This window comes from Streptomyces sp. SID13031 (assembly GCF_010548305.1).
Taxonomy (GTDB): domain Bacteria; phylum Actinomycetota; class Actinomycetes; order Propionibacteriales; family Kribbellaceae; genus Kribbella.
In genome coordinates, this window is record NZ_JAAGLV010000001.1 from 389,147 (window position 1) to 408,732 (window position 19,586).

General features: G+C 69.0%; 16 protein-coding genes and 1 tRNA gene. 12 read left to right on the forward strand and 5 right to left on the reverse strand.

The genetic code is table 11. From position 1 onward, the window contains the following. Nucleotides 1-34 precede the first annotated feature (34 nt). On the forward strand, nucleotides 35-1,228 hold the full coding sequence (gene metK / locus G3I17_RS01760; RefSeq protein WP_164593236.1) for a methionine adenosyltransferase: 1,194 nt from the start codon (nucleotides 35-37) through the stop codon (nucleotides 1,226-1,228). 76 nt (nucleotides 1,229-1,304) lie between these two features. Further along, on the forward strand, nucleotides 1,305-3,344 hold the full coding sequence (locus tag G3I17_RS01765) for a primosomal protein N' (protein WP_164593238.1): 2,040 nt from the start codon (nucleotides 1,305-1,307) through the stop codon (nucleotides 3,342-3,344). Between the two features lie 24 nt (nucleotides 3,345-3,368). On the opposite strand, the gene G3I17_RS01770 is transcribed toward G3I17_RS01765, so the two are convergent. Beyond that, nucleotides 3,369-4,361 (reverse strand): DUF5937 family protein, encoded by a 993-nt coding sequence (locus tag G3I17_RS01770; RefSeq protein WP_164593240.1) that lies wholly within the window; start codon nucleotides 4,359-4,361, stop codon nucleotides 3,369-3,371. A 95-nt stretch (nucleotides 4,362-4,456) separates the two neighbouring features. On the opposite strand from G3I17_RS01770, the gene G3I17_RS01775 reads away from it, so the two are divergent. Together G3I17_RS01775 and G3I17_RS01780 are read left to right on the forward strand one after the other, a co-directional pair. Then, the gene (locus tag G3I17_RS01775; RefSeq protein ID WP_164593242.1) at nucleotides 4,457-5,668 is read left to right on the forward strand and encodes an MFS transporter; all 1,212 of its coding nucleotides are present in this window, start codon (nucleotides 4,457-4,459) and stop codon (nucleotides 5,666-5,668) included. Nucleotides 5,669-5,677: 9 nt separating this feature from the next. Then, the gene (locus G3I17_RS01780) at nucleotides 5,678-6,295 is read left to right on the forward strand and encodes an HAD family hydrolase (RefSeq protein WP_164593244.1); all 618 of its coding nucleotides are present in this window, start codon (nucleotides 5,678-5,680) and stop codon (nucleotides 6,293-6,295) included. A gap of 293 nt (nucleotides 6,296-6,588) precedes the next feature. Here the strand turns inward: G3I17_RS01780 and G3I17_RS01785 are convergent, their stop codons facing one another. Both G3I17_RS01785 and G3I17_RS01790 read right to left on the reverse strand, forming a co-directional pair. Beyond that, nucleotides 6,589-7,743, reverse strand: a complete 1,155-nt coding sequence (locus G3I17_RS01785; RefSeq protein ID WP_203589598.1) for a hypothetical protein — start codon at nucleotides 7,741-7,743, stop codon at nucleotides 6,589-6,591. Nucleotides 7,744-7,789: 46 nt separating this feature from the next. Further along, the gene (locus tag G3I17_RS01790; protein WP_203589599.1) at nucleotides 7,790-9,178 is read right to left on the reverse strand and encodes a C39 family peptidase; all 1,389 of its coding nucleotides are present in this window, start codon (nucleotides 9,176-9,178) and stop codon (nucleotides 7,790-7,792) included. Nucleotides 9,179-9,362: 184 nt separating this feature from the next. Here G3I17_RS01790 and def point away from each other — a divergent pair, with 184 nt between their 5' ends. Genes def through G3I17_RS01810 form a run of 4 tightly spaced genes read left to right on the forward strand, consistent with a single transcriptional unit; the run spans nucleotide 9,363 to nucleotide 13,267 of the window. After that, a complete protein-coding gene (def, locus tag G3I17_RS01795) occupies nucleotides 9,363-9,911 on the forward strand; it encodes a peptide deformylase (protein WP_164593248.1) in 549 nt (182 codons plus the stop codon). After that, complete coding sequence (gene fmt / locus G3I17_RS01800) at nucleotides 9,908-10,849, forward strand: methionyl-tRNA formyltransferase (RefSeq protein WP_164593250.1); 942 nt, start codon at nucleotides 9,908-9,910, stop codon at nucleotides 10,847-10,849. Before def ends, fmt begins: the two co-directional genes overlap by 4 nt. Next, nucleotides 10,846-12,231, forward strand: a complete 1,386-nt coding sequence (locus G3I17_RS01805; RefSeq protein ID WP_164593252.1) for a transcription antitermination factor NusB — start codon at nucleotides 10,846-10,848, stop codon at nucleotides 12,229-12,231. The genes fmt and G3I17_RS01805 overlap by 4 nt, the downstream gene beginning before the upstream one ends. Nucleotides 12,232-12,268: 37 nt before the next feature. Beyond that, nucleotides 12,269-13,267, forward strand: a complete 999-nt coding sequence (locus G3I17_RS01810; protein ID WP_203589601.1) for a DMT family transporter — start codon at nucleotides 12,269-12,271, stop codon at nucleotides 13,265-13,267. Here the strand turns inward: G3I17_RS01810 and G3I17_RS01815 are convergent. After that, nucleotides 13,257-13,910: a hemerythrin domain-containing protein gene (locus tag G3I17_RS01815; protein WP_164593256.1), complete on the reverse strand. Its 654-nt coding sequence runs from the start codon at nucleotides 13,908-13,910 to the stop codon at nucleotides 13,257-13,259. The two genes, G3I17_RS01810 and G3I17_RS01815, sit on opposite strands and share 11 nt — an antisense overlap. A 68-nt stretch (nucleotides 13,911-13,978) precedes the next feature. After that, complete coding sequence (locus G3I17_RS01820; protein WP_203589602.1) at nucleotides 13,979-14,929, reverse strand: DMT family transporter; 951 nt, start codon at nucleotides 14,927-14,929, stop codon at nucleotides 13,979-13,981. A gap of 172 nt (nucleotides 14,930-15,101) precedes the next feature. On the opposite strand from G3I17_RS01820, the gene G3I17_RS01825 reads away from it, so the two are divergent. The 4 genes from G3I17_RS01825 (at nucleotide 15,102) to G3I17_RS01840 (ending at nucleotide 19,565) form a co-directional block, all read left to right on the forward strand. After that, a tRNA-OTHER gene (locus G3I17_RS01825) sits at nucleotides 15,102-15,173 on the forward strand. Nucleotides 15,174-15,175: 2 nt separating this feature from the next. Further along, nucleotides 15,176-17,293 carry a hypothetical protein gene (locus tag G3I17_RS01830; RefSeq protein ID WP_164593260.1) on the forward strand — a complete coding sequence of 706 codons (2,118 nt, stop codon included), beginning with the start codon at nucleotides 15,176-15,178 and terminating at the stop codon, nucleotides 17,291-17,293. A 63-nt stretch (nucleotides 17,294-17,356) separates the two neighbouring features. Then, nucleotides 17,357-18,547: a cysteine desulfurase-like protein gene (locus G3I17_RS01835; RefSeq protein ID WP_164593262.1), complete on the forward strand. Its 1,191-nt coding sequence runs from the start codon at nucleotides 17,357-17,359 to the stop codon at nucleotides 18,545-18,547. Nucleotide 18,548: 1 nt separating this feature from the next. After that, nucleotides 18,549-19,565, forward strand: coding sequence for a hypothetical protein (locus G3I17_RS01840; RefSeq protein ID WP_203589603.1), 1,017 nt, complete (start codon nucleotides 18,549-18,551; stop codon nucleotides 19,563-19,565). Nucleotides 19,566-19,586: the final 21 nt, after the last annotated feature.

A 19,586-nucleotide genomic window follows, 5' to 3' on the forward strand; every position in this document is an offset into this window, starting at 1 on the left:
TCGGGTGGCAGACGAGGAATTCCAGGGAGAATCCGTGGCACGGCGCCTTTTCACGTCCGAGTCGGTGACCGAGGGTCATCCGGACAAGATCGCTGACCAGATCAGTGACTCGATCCTCGACGCACTACTGGCCGAGGACCCGAAGAGCCGCGTCGCGGTGGAGACCCTGGTGACCACCGGGCTGGTGGTGGTGGCCGGCGAGGTCACCACGACGGCGTACGTGGACATCCCCGGGATCGTCCGCGAGCGGATCCTGGAGATCGGCTACGACTCGTCGCTGAAGGGCTTCGACGGCGCGTCCTGCGGCGTCACGGTCGCGATCGGCAGCCAGTCGCCCGATATCGCCCAGGGTGTCGACACGGCGTACGAGAACCGCTCGGAGTCGTCCTCGGACGCGCTCGACCTGCAGGGCGCCGGCGACCAGGGGCTGATGTTCGGCTACGCGTCGAACGAGACGCCCGAGCTGATGCCGCTCCCGATCACCATCGCGCACCGGTTGTCCGCGCGGCTGTCGGAGGTCCGCAAGGACGGCACGATGGCCTACCTGCGCCCCGACGGCAAGACCCAGGTCACGGTCGAGTACGACGGTGACAAGGCGGTCCGGATCCACACCGTCGTGGTGTCGAGCCAGCACGCCGCCGACATCAGCCTCGACTCGATGCTGACGCCGGACGTGAAGAAGCACGTCGTCGACCCGGTGCTCGAGCAGTTCGACATCGACTCGACCGACTACCTGCTGCTGGTCAACCCGACCGGCCGGTTCGAGATCGGCGGCCCGATGGGCGACGCCGGGCTGACCGGCCGCAAGATCATCATCGACACCTACGGCGGGATGGCCCGGCACGGTGGCGGCGCCTTCTCGGGCAAGGACCCGTCGAAGGTCGACCGCTCCGCGGCGTACGCGATGCGCTGGGTGGCCAAGAACATCGTCGCCGCCGGTCTGGCCGCGCGGGCCGAGTGCCAGGTCGCGTACGCGATCGGCAAGGCGGCGCCGGTCGGCTTCTACGTCGACACCTTCGGCACCGAGACGGTGCCGGTGGACAAGATCAGCGACGCGGTGCTCGAGGTGTTCGACCTGCGCCCGGCCGCGATCATCCGCGACCTCGACCTGCTCCGGCCGATCTACGCGCAGACCGCGCGCAACGGCCACTTCGGCCGTACCGGTGCGGACTTCACCTGGGAGCGCACCGACCGGGTCGAAGAACTGAAGGCTGCGGTCAACAAGTAGTAGCTCGCCACGAACCGCCCGTGACCCTGTGGATGGTCGCGGGCGGTTTGTCGTCCCGCCCGACTAGAGTTCCCGAGTGGCACAGAACGGGGACTCACCTGAGCAGTTGACGCTGCTCCGCGAGACCGTTCGGCGTTCCCGCACCAAGGAGCCCGCGGGGATCACCGCGTCATTGCCGGTTGCCCGGGTCGCGGTCGACATGCCGTTGCCGCACCTGGACCGGCCGTTCGACTACCTGGTGCCCGATGACCTCGCCGACGGCGCTCAGCCGGGTGCGCGGGTGAAGGTGCGGTTCGCGGGCAAGGACCTGGACGGGTTCGTCCTGGAGCGGCTGGAGTCGTCCGAGCACGAGGGCAAGCTGGCGAGGATCCGCAAGGTCATCTCGCCCGAGCAGGTGCTGACCCCCGAGGTCGCCGACCTCTGCCGTGCCGTGGCCGACCGGTACGCCGGGGTCCTCGCCGACGTGACCCGCCTCGCGGTGCCACCCCGCCTCGCGAAGGTCGAGGCCGAGGCGCTCAAATGCAGCCAGCCCGTCCGCCCGGCGACGTCGACCTCGCGCTCCGAGTGGGCGCCGTACCCGCTGGCCGGTGGCTTCCTCGACGCGCTGACCCGTTCCGAGGCGCCGCGCGCGATCTGGACCGCAGTACCGGGGGCCGATTGGGCGTTGGCCTTCGCCCAGGCCGCAGCCGTTTGTGCGTCGTCAGGTCGCGGCGCCTTGCTGCTCGCGCCGGACGCCCGCGATCTCGAGCGGCTGGCAGCGGCCTGTACTGCGGTGCTCGGGCCGGACGGGTTCGTCACGCTCTCCGCCGACCTCGGGCCGACCGCGCGGTACAGGGCGTTCCTTGCGGCTCTGCGGGGTTGCACGCGGGTGGTGATCGGCACTCGAGCGGCTGCCTTCGCGCCTGTGGCCGACCTGGGCCTCGTTGCGCTGTGGGACGACGGCGACGACTCGTACGCCGAGCCGCGCGCGCCCTACCCGCATGCGCGTGAAGTGTTGCTGCTGCGCGCGTATCGGCAGAAGTGCGCCGCGCTCCTGGGCGGCTTCGCGCGTTCCGCGGAGACGGCCGCGTTGATCGAGTCCGGTTGGGCCGGCGAGTTGATCGCCGACCGCAAGGTGATCCGGGCGGCCGCGCCTTCGGTGCACATCACGGGGGAGTCGGACACCGACCTCAAGCGGGACCCGATGGCTCGGGTGGCGCGGCTGCCACACCGGGCTTTCGAGGTGGCGCGCGAGGGGCTGAAGACGGGACCGGTGCTGGTCCAGGTTCCGCGGGCCGGGTATCTGCCGAGCCTCGTTTGCCAGACGTGCCGAGCGCCTTCGCGTTGCTCCACCTGCGGCGGATCCCTCCGTCGTACAGGTGGGTCAGGGCCGCCGAGCTGCAGCGTGTGCGGTCGGCCGGCGGCGGATCACCGCTGCCCGGAGTGCGGCGACACCCGCATGCGCGCCGCGATCGTCGGTGCCCGCCGTACTGCGGAGGAGCTTGGCCGCGCCTTCCCGGGGGTACTCGTCCGTACTTCGGGTGGCGACAACATGCTCGACACCATCTCGGATGAGCCGGCCTTGGTCGTCACCACGCCAGGCGCCGAGCCTGTCGCCTCAGGTGGCTACAGCGCGGCTCTGCTGCTGGACACGTGGCTGTTGCTCGCGCGTCCCGACCTGCGAGCGCCGGAAGAGGCAGTGCGCCGATGGTTCAACGCGGCCGCCATGGTGCGCTCCGCGAGTGAGGGCGGCATGGTGATCATGGTCGGGGAGCCGTCGGCGACGCCGTTGCAGGCCCTGGTCCGGTGGAGTCCGGAGGGTTTCGCGATGCGGGAGTTGGAGGAGCGCCGTACTGCGCGGCTTGCGCCGGCGGCGAAGCTGGCCGAGTTGACCGGCCCGACCGACGCGGTCTCCGACCTCGTGGCGCGGGTGCAACAGTTTGTGGATCCCCAAGCAGGGTTGGAGGTCCTCGGCCCGGTGGCCCTCGATGACGAGACTTCACGAGCCGTCGTGCGAACACCGCGCGCGGCCGGCGCCAGCCTCGCGCGGGCGCTCAAGGAGGGCCAGGCGGCCCGTAGTACCAAGAAGCTGTTGGGATCCGTACGCGTCCAGGTGGACCCAGTCGCCTTCGGATAACCGGCGGTTGTTGCAGGGCCATGGTCAGGCGGAGGCGAGGGCGGCTGGGCGGGAGGCGGCCAGGAGGTGGTTGCCGAGGGAGGTTCGGGAGTAGAGGACCGCGCGGCCGTCGCGGCGGGAGCCGACGACGCCGGAGGAGCGCAGGATGCTCAGGTGCACGCTCAGGGTCGGTGCGGAGACGCCGAGCTGGTGGGCGAGATGCGTGGTCGACATCGGCAGGTCGAGGTGGCTCACGATCGCGGCGCGGGTTCTCCCGACGAGCTCGGCGAGTGGTGATTCGCTGACGTCTTCCTGACTCTCCCAGAGCCGGCCGAGGCCGCGCGGCGGGTAGGTGATCGTCGGGACGTGGGGCGCGGCAGTGACCGGGAGTGCGGCCGGCCAGGTGAAGACGCAGGGCACGAGTAGCAGGCCTTGGCCGGGGAGCGGCTCGCCGTCGCAGCAGTACGGCCGGTCGATCTCGATCCGGTCGCCGCGGAAGTGCACGGATGGGTGCAGATTGCGGAGTACGCGCTCTACGCCGCCGCTGGCCAGCTCCTCCAGCCGGAAGGCGAGGTCCTCCTGCAGCAGCGAGCGCATCCGGCGCCAGTCGGGCTCGATGGTGAGGCGCCAGTAGCTGTCGAGCGCTGAGGTGATCCGGTCGAGCGCTTTGGCCGGCTTGGCGATCAGCTCGGGCAGGAGTGGGTTCGGCGTCTCGCGGTGGAGCTTTGCCAGCTCGTTGACGACGAGATGCCGGGGCGTTGCGGCGATCGCGGCGAGGCCCGACTCGAAGCTGGTCGAGCGGCGCGGCGGTGCCGGGGTGATGAAGTCGGGGATGTAGCTGACCGGCGGAATGAGGGCCTTCAGCAACGAAAGGTCCTCGGCCGCCAGCAACGGAGCGACCTTGCGCAGCCACGGTCCGTGCACGCTGCTCGCCGTACTGTTGCTCAGCGCCCGGATGCTCGTCACCGTCTCCCAGACCGGCGAGAACGCGAACCTGATCCGGCTCACGTCGTCGGTACTGAGCCTGAGGGTGATCACGCTGCCAACCCTAATCCGGTCGCTCGTCCGGCGGAAGGATTAGTCCTGGCCCTAATGCTCGACAGCCCTGAACGGTCGCGGCAACAGTTGGAGTCATGAACGACGCTCCCCGCCTGCCACGCGCCTTCTGGGCTCTGTGGGTCTGCCAGCTGGTCAACCGGCTCGGCAGTTTCGTCCAGCCCTTCCTGGTGCTGTACCTCACCCAGGACCGCCATCTCTCGGCCGGTACTGCGGGTGCGGTGGCGGCCGCGGTCGGTGCCGGCTCCGTGGTCTCGCAGCTCGTCGGCGGCTGGCTGTCCGACCGGTTCGGCCGTCGCCGTACGATGCTGATCGGCTTCTTCGGTACTGCGGCCGCGCTGATCCTGCTCGGATCGGCGCGCTCGATCACGACGATCTGGATCGCGGCGTTCGTGGTCGGCCTGATGGGCGACCTGTTCCGCCCGGCCGTGCAGGCGACCGTGGCCGACCTGCTCCAGCCGAGAGAGCGCGTTCGCGCGTACGGGCTGCTGTTCTGGGCGATCAACCTCGGCTTCTCCGTCTCTACGGTCAGCGCGGGTGTGCTCGCGAGCGTCGGCTACAACTGGCTGTTCTGGATCAACGCCGGTACGTCGATCGCCGCCGCGCTGGTGATCTGGCGGATGGTGCCCGAGACCCGGCCGGTGCTCGACGACGGACCGCGCCGGCCGCTACTGCCGGTCGTCTTGCGGGACACCACCTTCCTGTTGATGATCCTGCTCCAGATCGGCTACGCGACGATCTACTTCCAGGGCTACTCGACGTTGCCGCTGGCGATGGCCGGCGACGGGTTGCCGAGTTCGACGTACGGGCTGGTGATCGCGCTGAACGGCGTTGTGATCGTCGTGGTGCAGCCGTTCGTGAACGGGCGACTGGCCGCGCTCGACCGGCCGAAGCTATTGGCCGGGTCGATGCTGATCGTCGGGCTGGGCTTCGGGCTCGGCGCGGTCGTGCACAACTGGTGGGGGTACGGGCTCTCGGTGGTGGTCTGGACCGTCGGAGAGATCGGTTTCGCGGCGGTGATCGGAGCGGTCTTCGCCGATCTGGCGCCGGTCGACCTCCGCGGTGGCTACCTGGGCCTGGCCGGGAGCATGTCGTTCGGACTGGGCAGCGTGATCGGCCCCTTACTCGGGACCAACACGCTGGAACACGCCGGGCGAGTGACTGTCTGGCTCGGCTGCGCGGCCCTCGGCGGAATCCTCTTCGTCGGCCAACTGGCTCTCGCCCCGGCGCTGCACGCTCGTGCCAACGCGAACAACCTCCCGGACTCGCTGCCTTCGGGGGTTTCGTAGGGTGATGGCATGAGCGAGCGCAGCGTTGACGATGTGGTGTTCGATATCGGTGGGGTGCTGCTGGACTGGAGCCCCGACTACCTCTACCGCGACCTGATCCCGGACGACGGGCAGCGCGAGCACTTCCTGACCAACATCACCAGCCCCGAGTGGAACCTGCAACAGGACGCCGGCCGCCCCTGGGCCGAGGCGATCGCCGAGCTGACCTCCCTGCACCCGGAGCACGCCGAGTGGATCGACGCGTACGACACCGGCTGGCTCAAGATGGTCGGCGGCCTGATCGAGGGCACCGCCGACGTCATCACCGAACTGCGCGAGCAGGGCATCCCGACGTACGCGCTGACGAACTTCTCGACGGAGAAGTGGGAGGTCGCCAAGGAGGCGTTCCCGATCCTGGCCGGCTTCAGCGGCGAGGTCGTCTCGGGCACCGAGCAGACGCTCAAGCCCGGCGAGAAGCTCTACCGCATCCTCCTCGACCGCTACCGCCTCGACCCCGCACGCACCTTCTACACCGACGACAAGAACGACAACGTCATCGCCGCCCGAGCAACCGGCATGGACGCCGAAACCTTCATCAACGCCCCCACCCTCCGCACCCACCTCCGAATCCGCGGCCTCCCGGTCTAGCCCGCCCCGCCCGCCCCCGCACCGCGCTCGCCCGACCCGGCCCCGCCCGACCCGCACTGCCCCGCGCCCGGCCCGCCCCCCGGTCGACCCCCGCCCGCCCGCCCCAGCCCCAAGCCCTCTCCGCGCATTTCGGCGGTCAACCGCCGAAATGGTGGGTTGTCACCCCGGAGTATGAGGTGACAACCCACAAGGCGAGGGGTTAACCGCCGAAATGCGGGGCGGGAGGGGAGGTGGCGGGGCGGTGGCGGCGGGAGCGGGAGGGGAGGAAGGGGTGGGGCAGGCAGTGGTGAGGGTTAGGCAGTGGTGAGGGTTAGGGCTTCGGTGTACTTCGTGCCCGCGCCGAGGTGGGCTACCTCGATGATGAGGTTGCCGTCCTGGCAGGTGGGCGGGGTGATGGCGGCGTCCGGGGGAGTGGCGTAGATGCGCTGGGGCCGGGCGATCCCCGGCTGCCAGCGCTGCACCTGGAAGCGCTCCACGCCCTCGGTCACCGTGCGCACCTCCCAGTGGATCCAATTGCCGCAGGCAACGATGGTGTCGGTGACGATCGACCCGATCGAGCGGGCCGGTCCACCAGCTTTCTCCCGGACGTACCCGGCGCTCTGGTACTGGTCCGGATCCGAGGCGCCGATCTCCGACCAGACGGTTGCCCCGCGCAACGAGGCGCCACTCCACTGGATGCAGTTCTTGGCGGCCGCGACCGGCTGCGCGGCGCCGCCGGCCAGCGGCGCGGTCAGCAACCGCTTGCACCGGCGGGTCGTCTGCGGTGAGGTGATCTCGCTGAACGTCACCGAGTCGCCCGAGACGACCGGATCGGCGACATAACCCGGATCGGCCACACAGCTGACCGTGCGCGCCTTCAGCGTCGCGAGCTCGGCGATCACCAGGCACGACCTGCGTTTCGCGTCGGTACTGCTGTAGGCGAAGATCCCGTCGGCCGCGCCGATCTCCGGCTCGGAGATCCGGGGGAGCGCTTTCTGGGAGGCCAGATCGACCGCCTTACCGGTCGTCAGGTCGTACCGGTAGGTGCGGATCTCCGGATCCGGCCCGTCGTCCCGGATGTCCTCGACCAGCGCCCACCGGTCGTCGATCACCACCGGCGACTGAGCGACGAACCCCGCGGGTGGCACGTGCTTGGCGACCACCCGTTTGCTCGCCCGATCCGTCACCGTCGTGGTGCCGGCGTCATCGCTGCTCCGGGTGACGAGGTACTTCCGCTGCTGGGTCACGACGTGCTGACCGTCGACCGGCTGCTGCAGGATCTTGGTCCAGGTCGGCGGCCCGGCCGGAGTCGGCGGGACACTCGGGGTGGGAGAGCTCGGGGTGCTGTCGGGGCTCGCCGGGGTCTGGCTGTTGCCCGGCGTACCGGAACTCCCCGGAGAGCCTGGGGGAGCGCTCTCCGGGGAGCCTGACGAGCAGGCGCTGATGAGCAGGGTCAGTCCGGCCACCATGACTAACGGGGCGACCGGACCGAGGAGCTGTGGACGACGCATCCGCCTACAGACCGATGTTCTTGAACGAGTTGGCCAGCGTCGCGTTGAACATCGCCGACGCCGGGATGTTCTTCGGCCCGTCGGTCACGTTGCCGCGGCTATTGAAGCGGCGCTCGTTGAACACCTCGAAGATGCCGATGGTGCCCTTCTTCGCGTCGTACCCGCGACCGACCTGGTAGTGCCCGCTGTGGTTGAAGGCGAGGTACGGGAAGTACCGCTTCAGTAGCTGCACGTGCTCGATCACCGGCGCCGGCTTGCCGTCGCCGAGGTGGTTCTGGTGCACGGCGAAGAACTTCTGCGTGTTCCAGTGGCCGACGCTCTGGACGATGTAACTGCCCGCGGCGAGGTCCCAGTCCGTCTTCAGGTTGGTCTGCTTGACCATCGCCGAGATCCCCGTACCGGAGGTGCTCGAGCCGAGGTCCTTGGCCCAGGACGCCTGGGTGTCCTTCTGCTTGTCATCGGCCCAGTCGATCGACTGGAAGGTCGCCGGGCCACACCAGTAGCCCTTGTCCTGCGAGACCTGGAAGCCCTTCATGATGTACGACGAGGACGGCAGCTTCACCGGCTTCACGGGCGTCGACGGCTTCGGTACGCCAGGTGAGGCCGGCGTGGTCCGCTCAGGCGTGGTCGGGGTGGCAGTCGGCGCCACGGTCGCAGTCGAGGTCGGGGTCGGGGCCGTGGTGGCAGGCTCCTCCGAAGTACCGGCCGGCTCTTCCGAAGTACCGGCCGGAGCGTCGAGCTCACGCAGCGCGCGGGCCTTGTCGCGGCCGTCCCACGCGGCCTGCATCTCGTCGAGCTCGGCGTCGAGCCGCGCGCTGTCCGACAGCGACGACCGCTCGGTCACGAACTCCGCGGGCGTCAGCGCCCCGGTCGCGATGTCCTGCTCGGTGTCGTCATCGGTACTCCGGGTGCCGACGGCCGCCTCGGGTGCGGCAGTCATCCCGCTCAGCTGCGCACCGCTGGGGAGCTGATCGACGAAGCCGAGCCCGAGACAGTAGTTCTCGGTCTCGAGCCTGAAACAGCGCATCAGCTGCTTGCTCTGATCCGCGAGCGCGGTTGCCCGCAGCATCGAGGACTCCGCCGAGGTGCGGATCACCTCCTGCACGACCTCGGTCCACGACTTCGCCGTCGGCGGCTCACCGACCGGCCAGGTGTCGTCCGGAGCGGTCGGGTCCGGCTCCGGCGCGATCGTCGGGTCACCGGTCGGCGCGACGGTCGGAGTAGCCGTCGGCGTCGTACTGGGTTCGGTAGTGGGGTCTGTGCTGGGGCCTGCCGGCGACGCGACGGCGTGTGCGTCCGGCTCCCGCGGTGTGTAGGCGGCGGCCAGTGGAGCTTGGGCGAGCAGGGCACCGAGCAGGATCAGTCCGGCTGCCCCCCGTGTCGCTGTGGGCATTGTGGTCTCCCGTTGGGCGTGTGACGGTAGTGACTGTTGGTACGCCTGAGACCACAGTACGTGCTTGTGGCAACAATGTGGAGGGGGGTGGTCGCTGACAGCGACGATAGGCGGGCTGCGGAGCGCCTCCGCTGGGACCACTAGACTTGCCCGGTCCCCCTTCGGTGAGTGCTGTGGAGTTTGCGTGCCGGTCCAACCCATCCGCCTGTTCGGCGATCCCGTTCTGAACACCAAGGCCGACCCCGTCGTCGACTTCGACGCCGAGCTGCGCCGGCTGGTGGCGGACCTGACCGAGACCATGCAGACCGCTCCCGGCTCAGGCCTGGCCGCGCCGCAGATCGGCGTCGGCCTGCGCGTTTTCACCTACTTCGTCGAAGGTGAGCTCGGCCACCTGGTCAACCCGGAGCTGAGCCTGTCGGCCGACGAGCAGTTCGGCCCCGAGGGCTGTCTGTCGCTCCCCGGCCTGACCTTCGACTGCCGCCGCGCGATGAGCGTGATCGCGAGCGGGTTCAACATGTACGGCGACCCGGTGGTGATCGAAGGCTCGGACCTGCTCTCGCGCTGCATTCAGCACGAGACCGACCACCTCGACGGCATCATGTTCGTCGACCGGCTGGACACCGTGACCCGCAAGGCCGCGATGAAGGCGATCCGCGAGGCCGAGTGGTCCGGGCTGTCCGGCCCGCCGCAGATCAAGGTCTCCCCGCACCCGATGAACGGATTCGGCCTGTGAGAGTAGTTTTCGCCGGCACCCCCGAGGTGTCCGTCACCGCGCTCCGCGCGATCGTTGCCAGCAGCCATGACCTGGTCGCCGTCGTCACCCGCCCGGACGCACCGGCCGGCCGCGGCCGCAAGCTGGTCGCCTCCCCGGTCGCCCGGTACGCCGAGGAGCTCGGCGTCGAGGTGCTCAAGCCGGTCAAGCCGAGCGATCCCGACTTCCTCGCCAGGCTGACCGAGATCGCGCCGGACTGCTGCCCAGTGGTCGCGTACGGCGGGCTCCTGCCGCAGGCCGCGTTGGACATCCCGCCGCACGGCTGGATCAACCTGCACTTCTCCGTACTACCGGCCTGGCGCGGCGCCGCGCCGGTGCAGCACTCGCTCATCTCCGGAGACGACGTCACCGGCGCGAGCACGTTCCGGATCGTCAAGGCGCTCGACGCGGGTCCCGTGTACGGCGTACTGACGGAGCGCATCGGCCCGAAGGACACGTCCGGTGACCTGCTGACCAGGCTGTCGGTGTCCGGCGCCAAGCTGCTCGTCGACACCCTCGACGGCATCGAGGCAGGCGCACTGGTGGCCGTTGAGCAGCCGGCGGACGGGGTCACGCTCGCGCCGAAGATCAACGTCGAGGACGCCGAGCTCGACCTCACCGCACCGGCCCAGCGCGTCGACCGGCTGGTCCGTGGCTGCAACCCGGCTCCGGGCGCGTGGACGACGTTCCGCGGCGAGCGGTTGAAGGTGCTCGACGTCGATCTGACCGAAACCGACGACCTCAAGCCCGGCGAGCTACGCGCGACCAAGTCGAGCGTCGAGGTCGGTACCGGAAGCAAGGTGCTGAAGCTCGTGACGGTTCAGCCGCAAGGCAAGAAGCCGATGGCCGCCCCAGATTGGGCCCGCGGCGTACGGATCACCCCCGAAGACCGTGTCGGTCCGGAATCGAAGGCAGAGTGAGCGACCGCAGTCCACGCAACACGGCACCGCAGCGCCGTCCTGACAAGGTCCGCCAGGTCGCCTACCAGGTGATCCGGCAGGTCTCGTCCCAGGACGGCTACGCGAACCTCGCCCTCAACAAGGCGCTGCGCGACCAGCGGCTGAGCGGCCGCGACGCCGCCTTCTGCACGGAGCTCGTGCACGGCACGCTGCGCTGGCAGGGCACGTACGACGCGATCCTCGCGCGCAGCGTCTCGCGCCCACTCGGCGAGCTGGATCCGGAGCTGCTCGACCTGCTCCGCCTCGGTGCGCACCAGCTGCTCAGGATGCGCGTCGACTCCTATGCCGCCGTCAACGAGATGGTCACGCTGACTCGCGTGGTGTCCGGTCAGAGCCGCAGCGGTCTGGTCAACGCAGTACTGCGTAAGGTCAGCCAGCGCACGTTCGACCAGTGGATCGTCGACGTCGCACCGCACTCCGACGACGACCTGTTCGGATTCCTGTCGATCGCGAAGGCGCATCCCCGCTGGATCGTCGAGGCCTTCGCCGACGCGCTCCACACCGAGGGCTATGAGCTGGACAACCTCCTCGATGCCGACAATGAGCCGCCGCGGGTGACGTTGGTGGCAAGGCCCGGACTGGCCGACCTCGACGAGCTGATCGTGGCCGGAGCAACCAGGGCGCACTACTCGCCGTACGCCGCTGTACTGCAAGGTGGAGGCGATCCCGGCAAGATTTCGGCCGTCTCCGCCGGGCGGGCCGGAGTGCAGGACGAGGGCTCGCAGTTGGTCGCCACTGCGCTCGCCATGGCGCCGCTAGAGGGCAGGGACGCCAAGTGGCTGGACCTGTGCGCCGGGCCGGGCGGTAAGGCCGCTCTGCTCGCGGCCATCGGTCGCCAGCGGGGCGCAGCGATCACAGCGATAGAGCCGCTGCCACACCGTGCGGAGCTGGTGCGATCCAACCTGCGGGCTGTGCCTGGGAACCACCAGGTGCTCGTCGGCGACGGTACCAAGCCGACCTGGCCGGAGGGCTCGTACGACCGAGTGCTCGCCGACGTGCCATGCAGTGGGCTCGGTGCGCTGCGACGGCGCCCGGAGGCACGCTGGCGTCGTACTGCGGAAAACGTGGCCGAGTTGCGCCCGTTGCAGGAGCAACTGCTCGACTCGGCGATCACCTCCGTCCGCAAGGGCGGAGTAGTCGCCTACGTGACGTGCACCCCGCACCCGATGGAGACGCGCGAGGTGGTGGACGCAGTACTGGCACAGCGCAGCGACGCCGTGCTCGAGGACGCTCGCGCGCTCCTGCCGGACGTGCCGTCGCTGGGAGAGGGCCCTGACGTGCAGTTGTGGCCCCACGTGCACGGCACCGACGCGATGTATCTGGCGCTCATCAGACGGACCTGATGTCAGGTGCATGAGGTCGGACGGTCATGATGGAGTAGTGACTGCGACCGAAATCCGCCCTGCCCGAAGTGCCCAGCAGTACCAGCTCATCGGGCTGACGGCGGCGTTCGGTATCGGCATGCTGGTCGCGATCCAGTCCCGCCTGAACGGCGAACTCGGCCAGGAGCTCGGGGACGGCATTCCGGCCGCCCTGATCTCCTTCGGCACCGGGCTCGTCGTCCTGCTGGTCGGCTGTGCGGTGATCCCGCCGGTCCGCCGGTCGGTGGGCCGGGTTTGGTGGACCATCAGGTCGCCCTCCGACGGCGGTGGCCTGCTCCGGTGGTGGCAGTGCATCGGTGGAGTCGCCGGTGCGTTCCTGGTCGCCACCCAATCGATCACGGTGTCAGTGATCGGTGTTGCCATCTTCACAGTCGCCGGCGTGGCGGGGCAGGCCGCCAGCAGCTTGGTGGTCGACCGCCTGGGCTTCGGGCCGGCCGGGCCTCAGGCCTACACGCCACTACGGGTGGCCGGCGCGGTTGTCGCGATGGTGGCCGTAGTACTGGCTGTGTCTGATCGGTTGGACCATCCGTCCGGCCTACTGCTCGCAGTACTCCCTGCACTGGCTGGAATCGGTACTGCGGTACAGCAGGCCATCAACGGGCGAGTGGCCCAGACTGCGGCGATCGATGCCTCCGGAGCTGTAGCGGCCGGCGTCATCAACTTCCTGGTCGGCTTCAGTGCGCTACTGGTCGTCTTCATCGTCGACCTGATCGTGCGGGGCGCACCGAAGAGCCTGCCGTCCAACCCCTGGCTGTACTTCGGCGGCCTGTGCGGCGTCATCTTCATCAGTTCGGCGGCAGCCGTCGTCCGGGTGGTCGGCGTCTTCGTCCTCGGACTGGGCACGATCGCCGGTCAGCTGATCGCCAGCCTCGTCATCGACCTGTTCGCCCCGGCCTCCGACCAGGCGGTCACCTTCCCGGTCGTCGCCGGAACACTGCTCGCTCTGGTCGCCGTGGTCGTGGCAGCCGTGCCCAACCTCAGAAAAGCTAACGCCTGATCAGCCGTACATAACCGTCGTACGAACGGCGGCCTATCAGTCTCCAGAGCACTCGCACCGGTGCCGGCATCCTCTTCAGGAAATCCCGCTCCTCCGCCGGCGAGCAGTCTTCGAGGATCATCCCCAGGAACAGCAGTCGCTTGCGCTTGTCGTCGATCGACTTGGCGCCGCGCTCACCGAGCTTGTTCCACTGCTCGGCCGTCAGGTGCTCGCGGACCAGTGGCAGGATCTCCTGCTCCTCCTCGCCCATGTGCTCTTCGAGCACGACCGCCGCGTCGCGCACCGCGGTCGCGAGGGCGTCGCGATCGGCCTGGTTCGCCGTCGCGGCCCACGCCGGGGTGAGCTTGTCGACCTGGTCGAGCGCGGTCGACAGCGAGGCGTGCTGGCTCTCCATCCGGTGGATGAGGTCGGCCTCCAGCGTGGCCTGCTTCAGCAGCGGCGGCCAGAGCAGGTCGTCCTCACCCTCGTGGTGGTGATGCAGCGAGCTCACGATGTCGGTCAGGTGCTCGCCCACCAGCGCGGCGCGCTCGGTGTCGCCCACGGCCACGTGGCCGATCAGGTCGGGCAGCAGCCGGAACTCGCGCCGGAACACGCGATGGATGATCACCATCTCGTGGGTGTTGGGCACTGCGGTCGTACTCATGGTCTTCCTCCCCGTTACGGGCCCTGACGCCGGACGATCTGTCCCCACGACCGGCGTAGGCCGCGATTTCACGGTACTGGGGCAGGGGCCGGCTCGACAGCGGATTTCGGCCGGCTGCCCGATCGGACCGACCTGACGACCCCTTGGGACACCGCGACCCCGGTCAGCACGATCGCGGCGCCGACCGGCTGGTACCAGGTGAGGCGCTCGTGCAGCACGATCACACCGGCCACGATCGCGAAGATCGGCATGATGTACGTGACCATCGCCGTCATACTCGCGCCGATCAGCCGGATCTGCCGGAGGTTGAGCACGAACGCGACGCCGCTGCCGAGCGCGCCCAGGGCGATCACACTGCCGATCACCTCGATCGACAGCGACGACGGCGCCGGCGGCGCCTGCCCGGTCAGGAGCGGGGCGGCGATCGCGAGCTGAACCGTTGCGCAGAGCAACAGGCTCGCCGACAGCGACGTCCCGGACAGGTTGCTGCCGGCAATGAACCTCTTCTGGTACGGGATGGCGATGCCGTAGGCCACCGCGGCGGCCATGCAGAACAGCTGGCCGGTCAGGTCCGAGCCGCCGTGCAGCTGCCAGGCGCCGAGCACGACCAGCATGCCGAGGAAGCCGATCAGCAGCCCGAGAACGCGCTGCAGGGTGAACTTCTCGGTCCGGAGCACCCAGACGGCGATCGGCAGCACGACCAGCGGGGTGATCCCGTTCCAGATGCCCGCGAGCAGCGAGGGGACGCGCTGCTCGCCGTACCCGAACAAGGTCCACGGGATGGCCGAGCCGATCGCGGCGGCGACGAAGTTGTGTGCCCAGACCCGTCGTGACCGGGGCAACGACTCGCGCTTGATCGCCAGGATCGTGAGCAGCACGAGCGAGCCCGCGATCACCCGGCCGAGCGCGAGGTACGCCGGGTGCAACTCGCGCACCCCGACGGAGATGAACAGGAAGCTGCAGCCCCAGATCGCGCCGAGGGCAAGCATGGTCGGCAGCCAGGACCGGACGGGCGGCATGTCAGGAGTCGATGGGGTGCTCACTCCTGACATCTTGCAGCATGGCACCGACAATTTCCGCTTTCTGCCCGCAATTGGGCAACCGCGAGCAATGCCGCACAAATTGGGTCGCCGATGACCCTCCGTTGCACTAGCGTTGCTCCTTCGCGGCGGACTCGAAGTACGCCGGGAACAGCGTGTAGCTCAGCAGCTAGAGCACAGGGCTTGGACCCTGAGGGCGCGGGGGCAGAACCCGCCACGCTGGCAATGAACGACATCACCGCGGGATATCCAGAAGGACAGCTGGCCAAGGCGTTCACGACAGCGCTGAGCCATGAGGATGCTGCGACGCGCCGCCGGGCGGACAAGCGGGTGAAGAGCTGGCGCCGGGTGCTCGAGGGCATGGGCAGCGGCAAGTTGGCGATCGGCAGCCGGCGGCCGGTGCGGCGCTTCCCGATCTGGGTGACGCTCGAGGTCGTCAAGGGCGGCTTCGCGACCGGTGTGGCCAAGTCGGAAGGACCGCTGCAGCCGCACGAGGCCGCTATCGCTCCTGACCGCGCACGAGTCTTCGCTCACTATCTGACCGACGCCGGCCTCGCCGAGCTCCAAGCCCGCCTGGACAGCGGCCAGTACTCCGTGAACGTCCCCGAAGAAGCCGCGCTACTGACGGTTGCCTGGCTGATCCGCGCCGGCGATCGAGCAGCCGCGCTCGACGTGCTCGAAACCATCCGCCCGTACGCCGACCGCCTCCGTTTCGCCCCAGTCCCCGGTACTGCGGACGTCGACCCCTCGATCGTCTCGCGGCGCACGGTCGGCGAAGTACGGGAGTCCCTCCAGACGGTCCCGCGCAACCTCCGGGTCGAGACGCAGCGCGAAGCACTCACCATCTGGAACCCGTTTGCCGACGAGCTCCTCACCCATTGGCTCACCACCTGCGTCGACGGCCAGGTAGCTGCCACCGAACCGCCCGGCTGGCGGAAACGCGGCCAGGAACTCCTCGACCGGTACGCCGTACTCGCAGCCGAGCACCCGCTGTGCACCAAACACCAACGTCCCAAGGAGAACCAGGCAATCCTCCGCCTGGCCCTGGAAGACGCCCTGGCCAAGGGCTTGAAAGCCCGGCGCCGAGGCCTCCTCCAGCATGCGGTCGACTCGATGCTCACCCGCCGGGGCACTCCTGGTACCCCCGAGTTCGAGGCCTGTCGCAGCTCCCAGCACACCGAAGCCAGCCGCCCCCTCCATCACGAACTCGCCACCACCCTGGCGACCCAGCTGGCCTCACTCGACCAGTCGATCGGCTGGACCGCGGGCGAGGTCGGGGACAGGGTTCCGGAGGGTTTGTGGCGGAAGGTGATGTTGGGGCGGCGGGGGACCGTTGGGGAGTTGATCGAGCTGGGGGTGGTGCCTTCGGCCGAGGTGCTGGCCGAGTTGGTCCCTCAGCTCACTGGCGTAACGACCGCGCTGGCCTATCAGGACGAGCCGCTGCGACGGCTGATGGCGGCGACCTATCGGGCGTTCCAGCGCCGGCGGTCGGTGTTGCTGTTCGATCTTCAGCGCCAGGTGCGGATGGACGAACTGCCGTGGGTGCGGGCGGTCAAGCGCGTCCAGACGCCGAGCGACACCAGCCGGGCGGCCGCGCGGACGATGCTGAAGGAGCTCTCCGGGACAGCGATCTCCGGCTTCCCCGCGACGATCCTGCCCAACCCGCTCGTCGAGCAGTTCCGGTCGCTGGTCAAGAGCGCGGGGATCGTCCTGCCACTCACGGAGGAGCTCGCCGCCGACATCTTCGAGGGCAAGTTCTCCCCGAAGTACGCCGAGTCCGCCGATCTGGTTGCCGCGCTGCTGCAGGACACACCGTACGAGCGGTACTACGCCCTCGACTACGCCGGCTGGCTCGGCCTGCCGCACCCCGCCCAGCGGCAGGACGCCTTCGTCCAACAGGCATATGCGGCGGCCGGTGAGAAGCCCGCGAGATCGGTCGCCGGCAACGGCAAGATCATCGAACAGGCGCAGATCCTCACCACGCACAACCTCGCCGCCCTCGTCATCGCGCTCGACCTGGAGCTCGACTGGCCAGACCTGTCCCGCCGCGCTTTCGCCGGCGTCATCGCGAAGCTCAAAGCCGTGGAGAAGAACCCGCGCCCGCTCCGTACGATCAAGGATGCTGCCTACGCCTGGCGTCAGCTGATGTTCTTCCTTTCCCTCTGCGCACCGCAGGAACGGCTGGATTTCCTCGGCTGGACCTGGACCGTGGACAAGCCGGCCTCGGTCTCCCGCCGCCTCGATCCGGTGCTCGCCGACCTTCACCAGGTCCTGCTTGGCCAACCCGCCGCCCGCCGCTTCCTCGGCTGGACCACCAACCGGCACTGGATGCTCTACCCCTGACGGGGGCGCACCGCGACACACGATCGTCAACGCCCGGCAGGTCCTCGGGGCAGGATGGGCGCCATGGGCTTTGACGTGGAGGCTGTCCGCAAGCAATTCCCGGCGTTGACCGAGGGAGCCGCGCACTTCGACGGACCAGGTGGGTCGCAGACGCCACAAGTGGTGGCCGATGCGGTCGCCGCCACGATGGTCTCGGCGCTCGCCAACCGTGGACAGCTGACGCCCGCCGAGCGAAGAGCGGACGGGATCGTCCTCGACGCCCGCCAGGCGATGGCCGACCTGCTGGGCACCGACCCGGGCGGCATCGTCTTCGGTCGGAGCATGACGCAGCTGACCTATGACTTCGCCCGTACGCTCGCCAAGAACTGGGGACCCGGCGACGAGGTGATCGTGACCCGCCTCGACCACGACGCGAACATCCGCCCGTGGGTGCAGGCGGCCGAGGCGGTTGGTGCGACCGTTCGGTGGCTGGAGTTCGATCCGGGGACCTCCGAACTCGACGACATTTCACCCCTCCTGTCATCGAGGACCAGGCTGGTCGCGGTGACGGCTGCCTCCAACCTGCTCGGTACCAGGCCTGACGTCGAGGCCATCGCAACGCTCGTCCACGAGGCCGGCGCGCTGGTGTACGTCGATGGCGTGCACCTCACCGCGCACACCCCGATCGACGCGTCCTTCGCCGACTTCTACGCCTGCTCGCCGTACAAGTTCTTCGGACCGCACTGCGGCGTGCTCTCGGCGGCGCCCGCTTTGCTGGACGGGCTACGGCCGGACAAGTTGCTTCCGGCAAGTGATGTGGTGCCGGAGCGATTCGAGTTCGGCACGCTCCCGTACGAGCTGCTCGCCGGGACGACCGCCGCGGTGGATTTCCTCGCGGATCTCTCCGGAACGGGCTCCGGAGATCGCAGAGAACGGTTGCTGAGTTCTCTGGCGGTGCTGGAAACGCACGAGGACGGGTTGCATTCCGATCTGGAGACCCGGCTGGCCGCGATCGACGGGATCACGCTTTACGGGCATGCGCAGCGGCGTACGCCGACGCTGTTGTTCTCCGTCGACGGCTGGGAGTCGCGAGCCGTTGCCGCCAAGCTGGCCGAGTCGGGCGTCAACGCACCGGCTGGTTCCTTCTATGCGCTGGAGGCGTCGCGGCACATCGGACTGGGCGACTCGGGCGCAGTCCGCGCAGGCCTGGCGCCGTACACGAATCAATCCGACGTCGACCGACTGGTCGAGGCGATCGAATCCCTGGGGGCCTGACATGCGTACCACCCGCCTACTGCTCGCAGCTCTCGCACTGACCGCCATCGCAACGCCCGCGACCCTGGCCACCGCCGGTACCACCGCTGTCTCCGATCCGGCGCGGGCCGAGCTGCGCGGGATCGTCGAGGACGTGGTCGGCGCCACCGGCAAGCGGTACGGCGTGAAGGACGACGCCGGCCACGTGATGGACACCGTGAAGATCATCCAGGACACCACCGGCGGCTACCTCGCCGTCTCGCACCACCTGGCGAGCGACGGCCACTTCCGGGTGAACCTCGCCACCTCGACCGACCTGCTCAACTGGCACTGGGTCCGCGAACTCGCCGGCAGCAACACCGGCCCCGCCTCCCAACCGACCATCGCCCAGGCCTCCAACGGCGGCTTCGTGATGGCCTGGGAACAGGAGCAGGCCGGCGGTGGCAACAACCATCTCGCCTTCCGGTACTACGCCAACCGCGCCGACCTGCTCGCCGGCCGGGTGACGCGATCCTTCGACGCGCCCCGGCGGCTCTCGTCCTGCGCCGAGGGGACGCCGAACATCTACGGGATCACGCTCTCTCCCGACATCGACCACTCGACGATCGACCTCGGCGGCCACTACTGGTGGAACTGCGACCGCGACCGCCAGCAACGCGGCCGGCTGACCAACTTCAACTCCTGGACCACCTCGGCCCAGCCGAACTTCGACAACGCCCTGCTGCACTGGGGCGTCGGCGGCAACATCGGCGACCGCGACCAGGTGAGCTTCCGCGGCTACAGCTTCGGCCTGATCGAGGGCCAGTACACGAAGGGCGACTTCGGCTCCTGGCGCACCTTCGTCTTCGACTACCAGACCGGCAATGCCGACCGGACGACGATCCACACCAACGCCGGCAGCACCGCCTTCGCCAACCCGACCGTCACCTCACTACGAGCCCCCAACGGTCAACCCGCCTTGGTGATGACCCTCTTCATCCCGAGCGAAGGCGCGGGCTCCGGTGAGTCCGGCGAGCTGATCTATTACAAGACGTACTAAATCAACTCTCTGGATTAAATC

Coding starts and splice junctions, on each gene's coding strand:
- G3I17_RS01775 (WP_164593242.1), top strand. CDS start 4,457: ATGAACGACGCTCCCCGCCTGCCACGCGCCTTCTGGGCTCTGTGGGTC.
- G3I17_RS01780 (WP_164593244.1), top strand. CDS start 5,678: ATGAGCGAGCGCAGCGTTGACGATGTGGTGTTCGATATCGGTGGGGTG.
- G3I17_RS01785 (WP_203589598.1), bottom strand. CDS start 7,743: ATGGTGGCCGGACTGACCCTGCTCATCAGCGCCTGCTCGTCAGGCTCC.
- G3I17_RS01790 (WP_203589599.1), bottom strand. CDS start 9,178: ATGCCCACAGCGACACGGGGGGCAGCCGGACTGATCCTGCTCGGTGCC.
- G3I17_RS01815 (WP_164593256.1), bottom strand. CDS start 13,910: ATGAGTACGACCGCAGTGCCCAACACCCACGAGATGGTGATCATCCAT.
- G3I17_RS01820 (WP_203589602.1), bottom strand. CDS start 14,929: ATGCCGCCCGTCCGGTCCTGGCTGCCGACCATGCTTGCCCTCGGCGCG.
- G3I17_RS01830 (WP_164593260.1), top strand. CDS start 15,176: ATGAACGACATCACCGCGGGATATCCAGAAGGACAGCTGGCCAAGGCG.
- G3I17_RS01835 (WP_164593262.1), top strand. CDS start 17,357: ATGGGCTTTGACGTGGAGGCTGTCCGCAAGCAATTCCCGGCGTTGACC.
- G3I17_RS01840 (WP_203589603.1), top strand. CDS start 18,549: ATGCGTACCACCCGCCTACTGCTCGCAGCTCTCGCACTGACCGCCATC.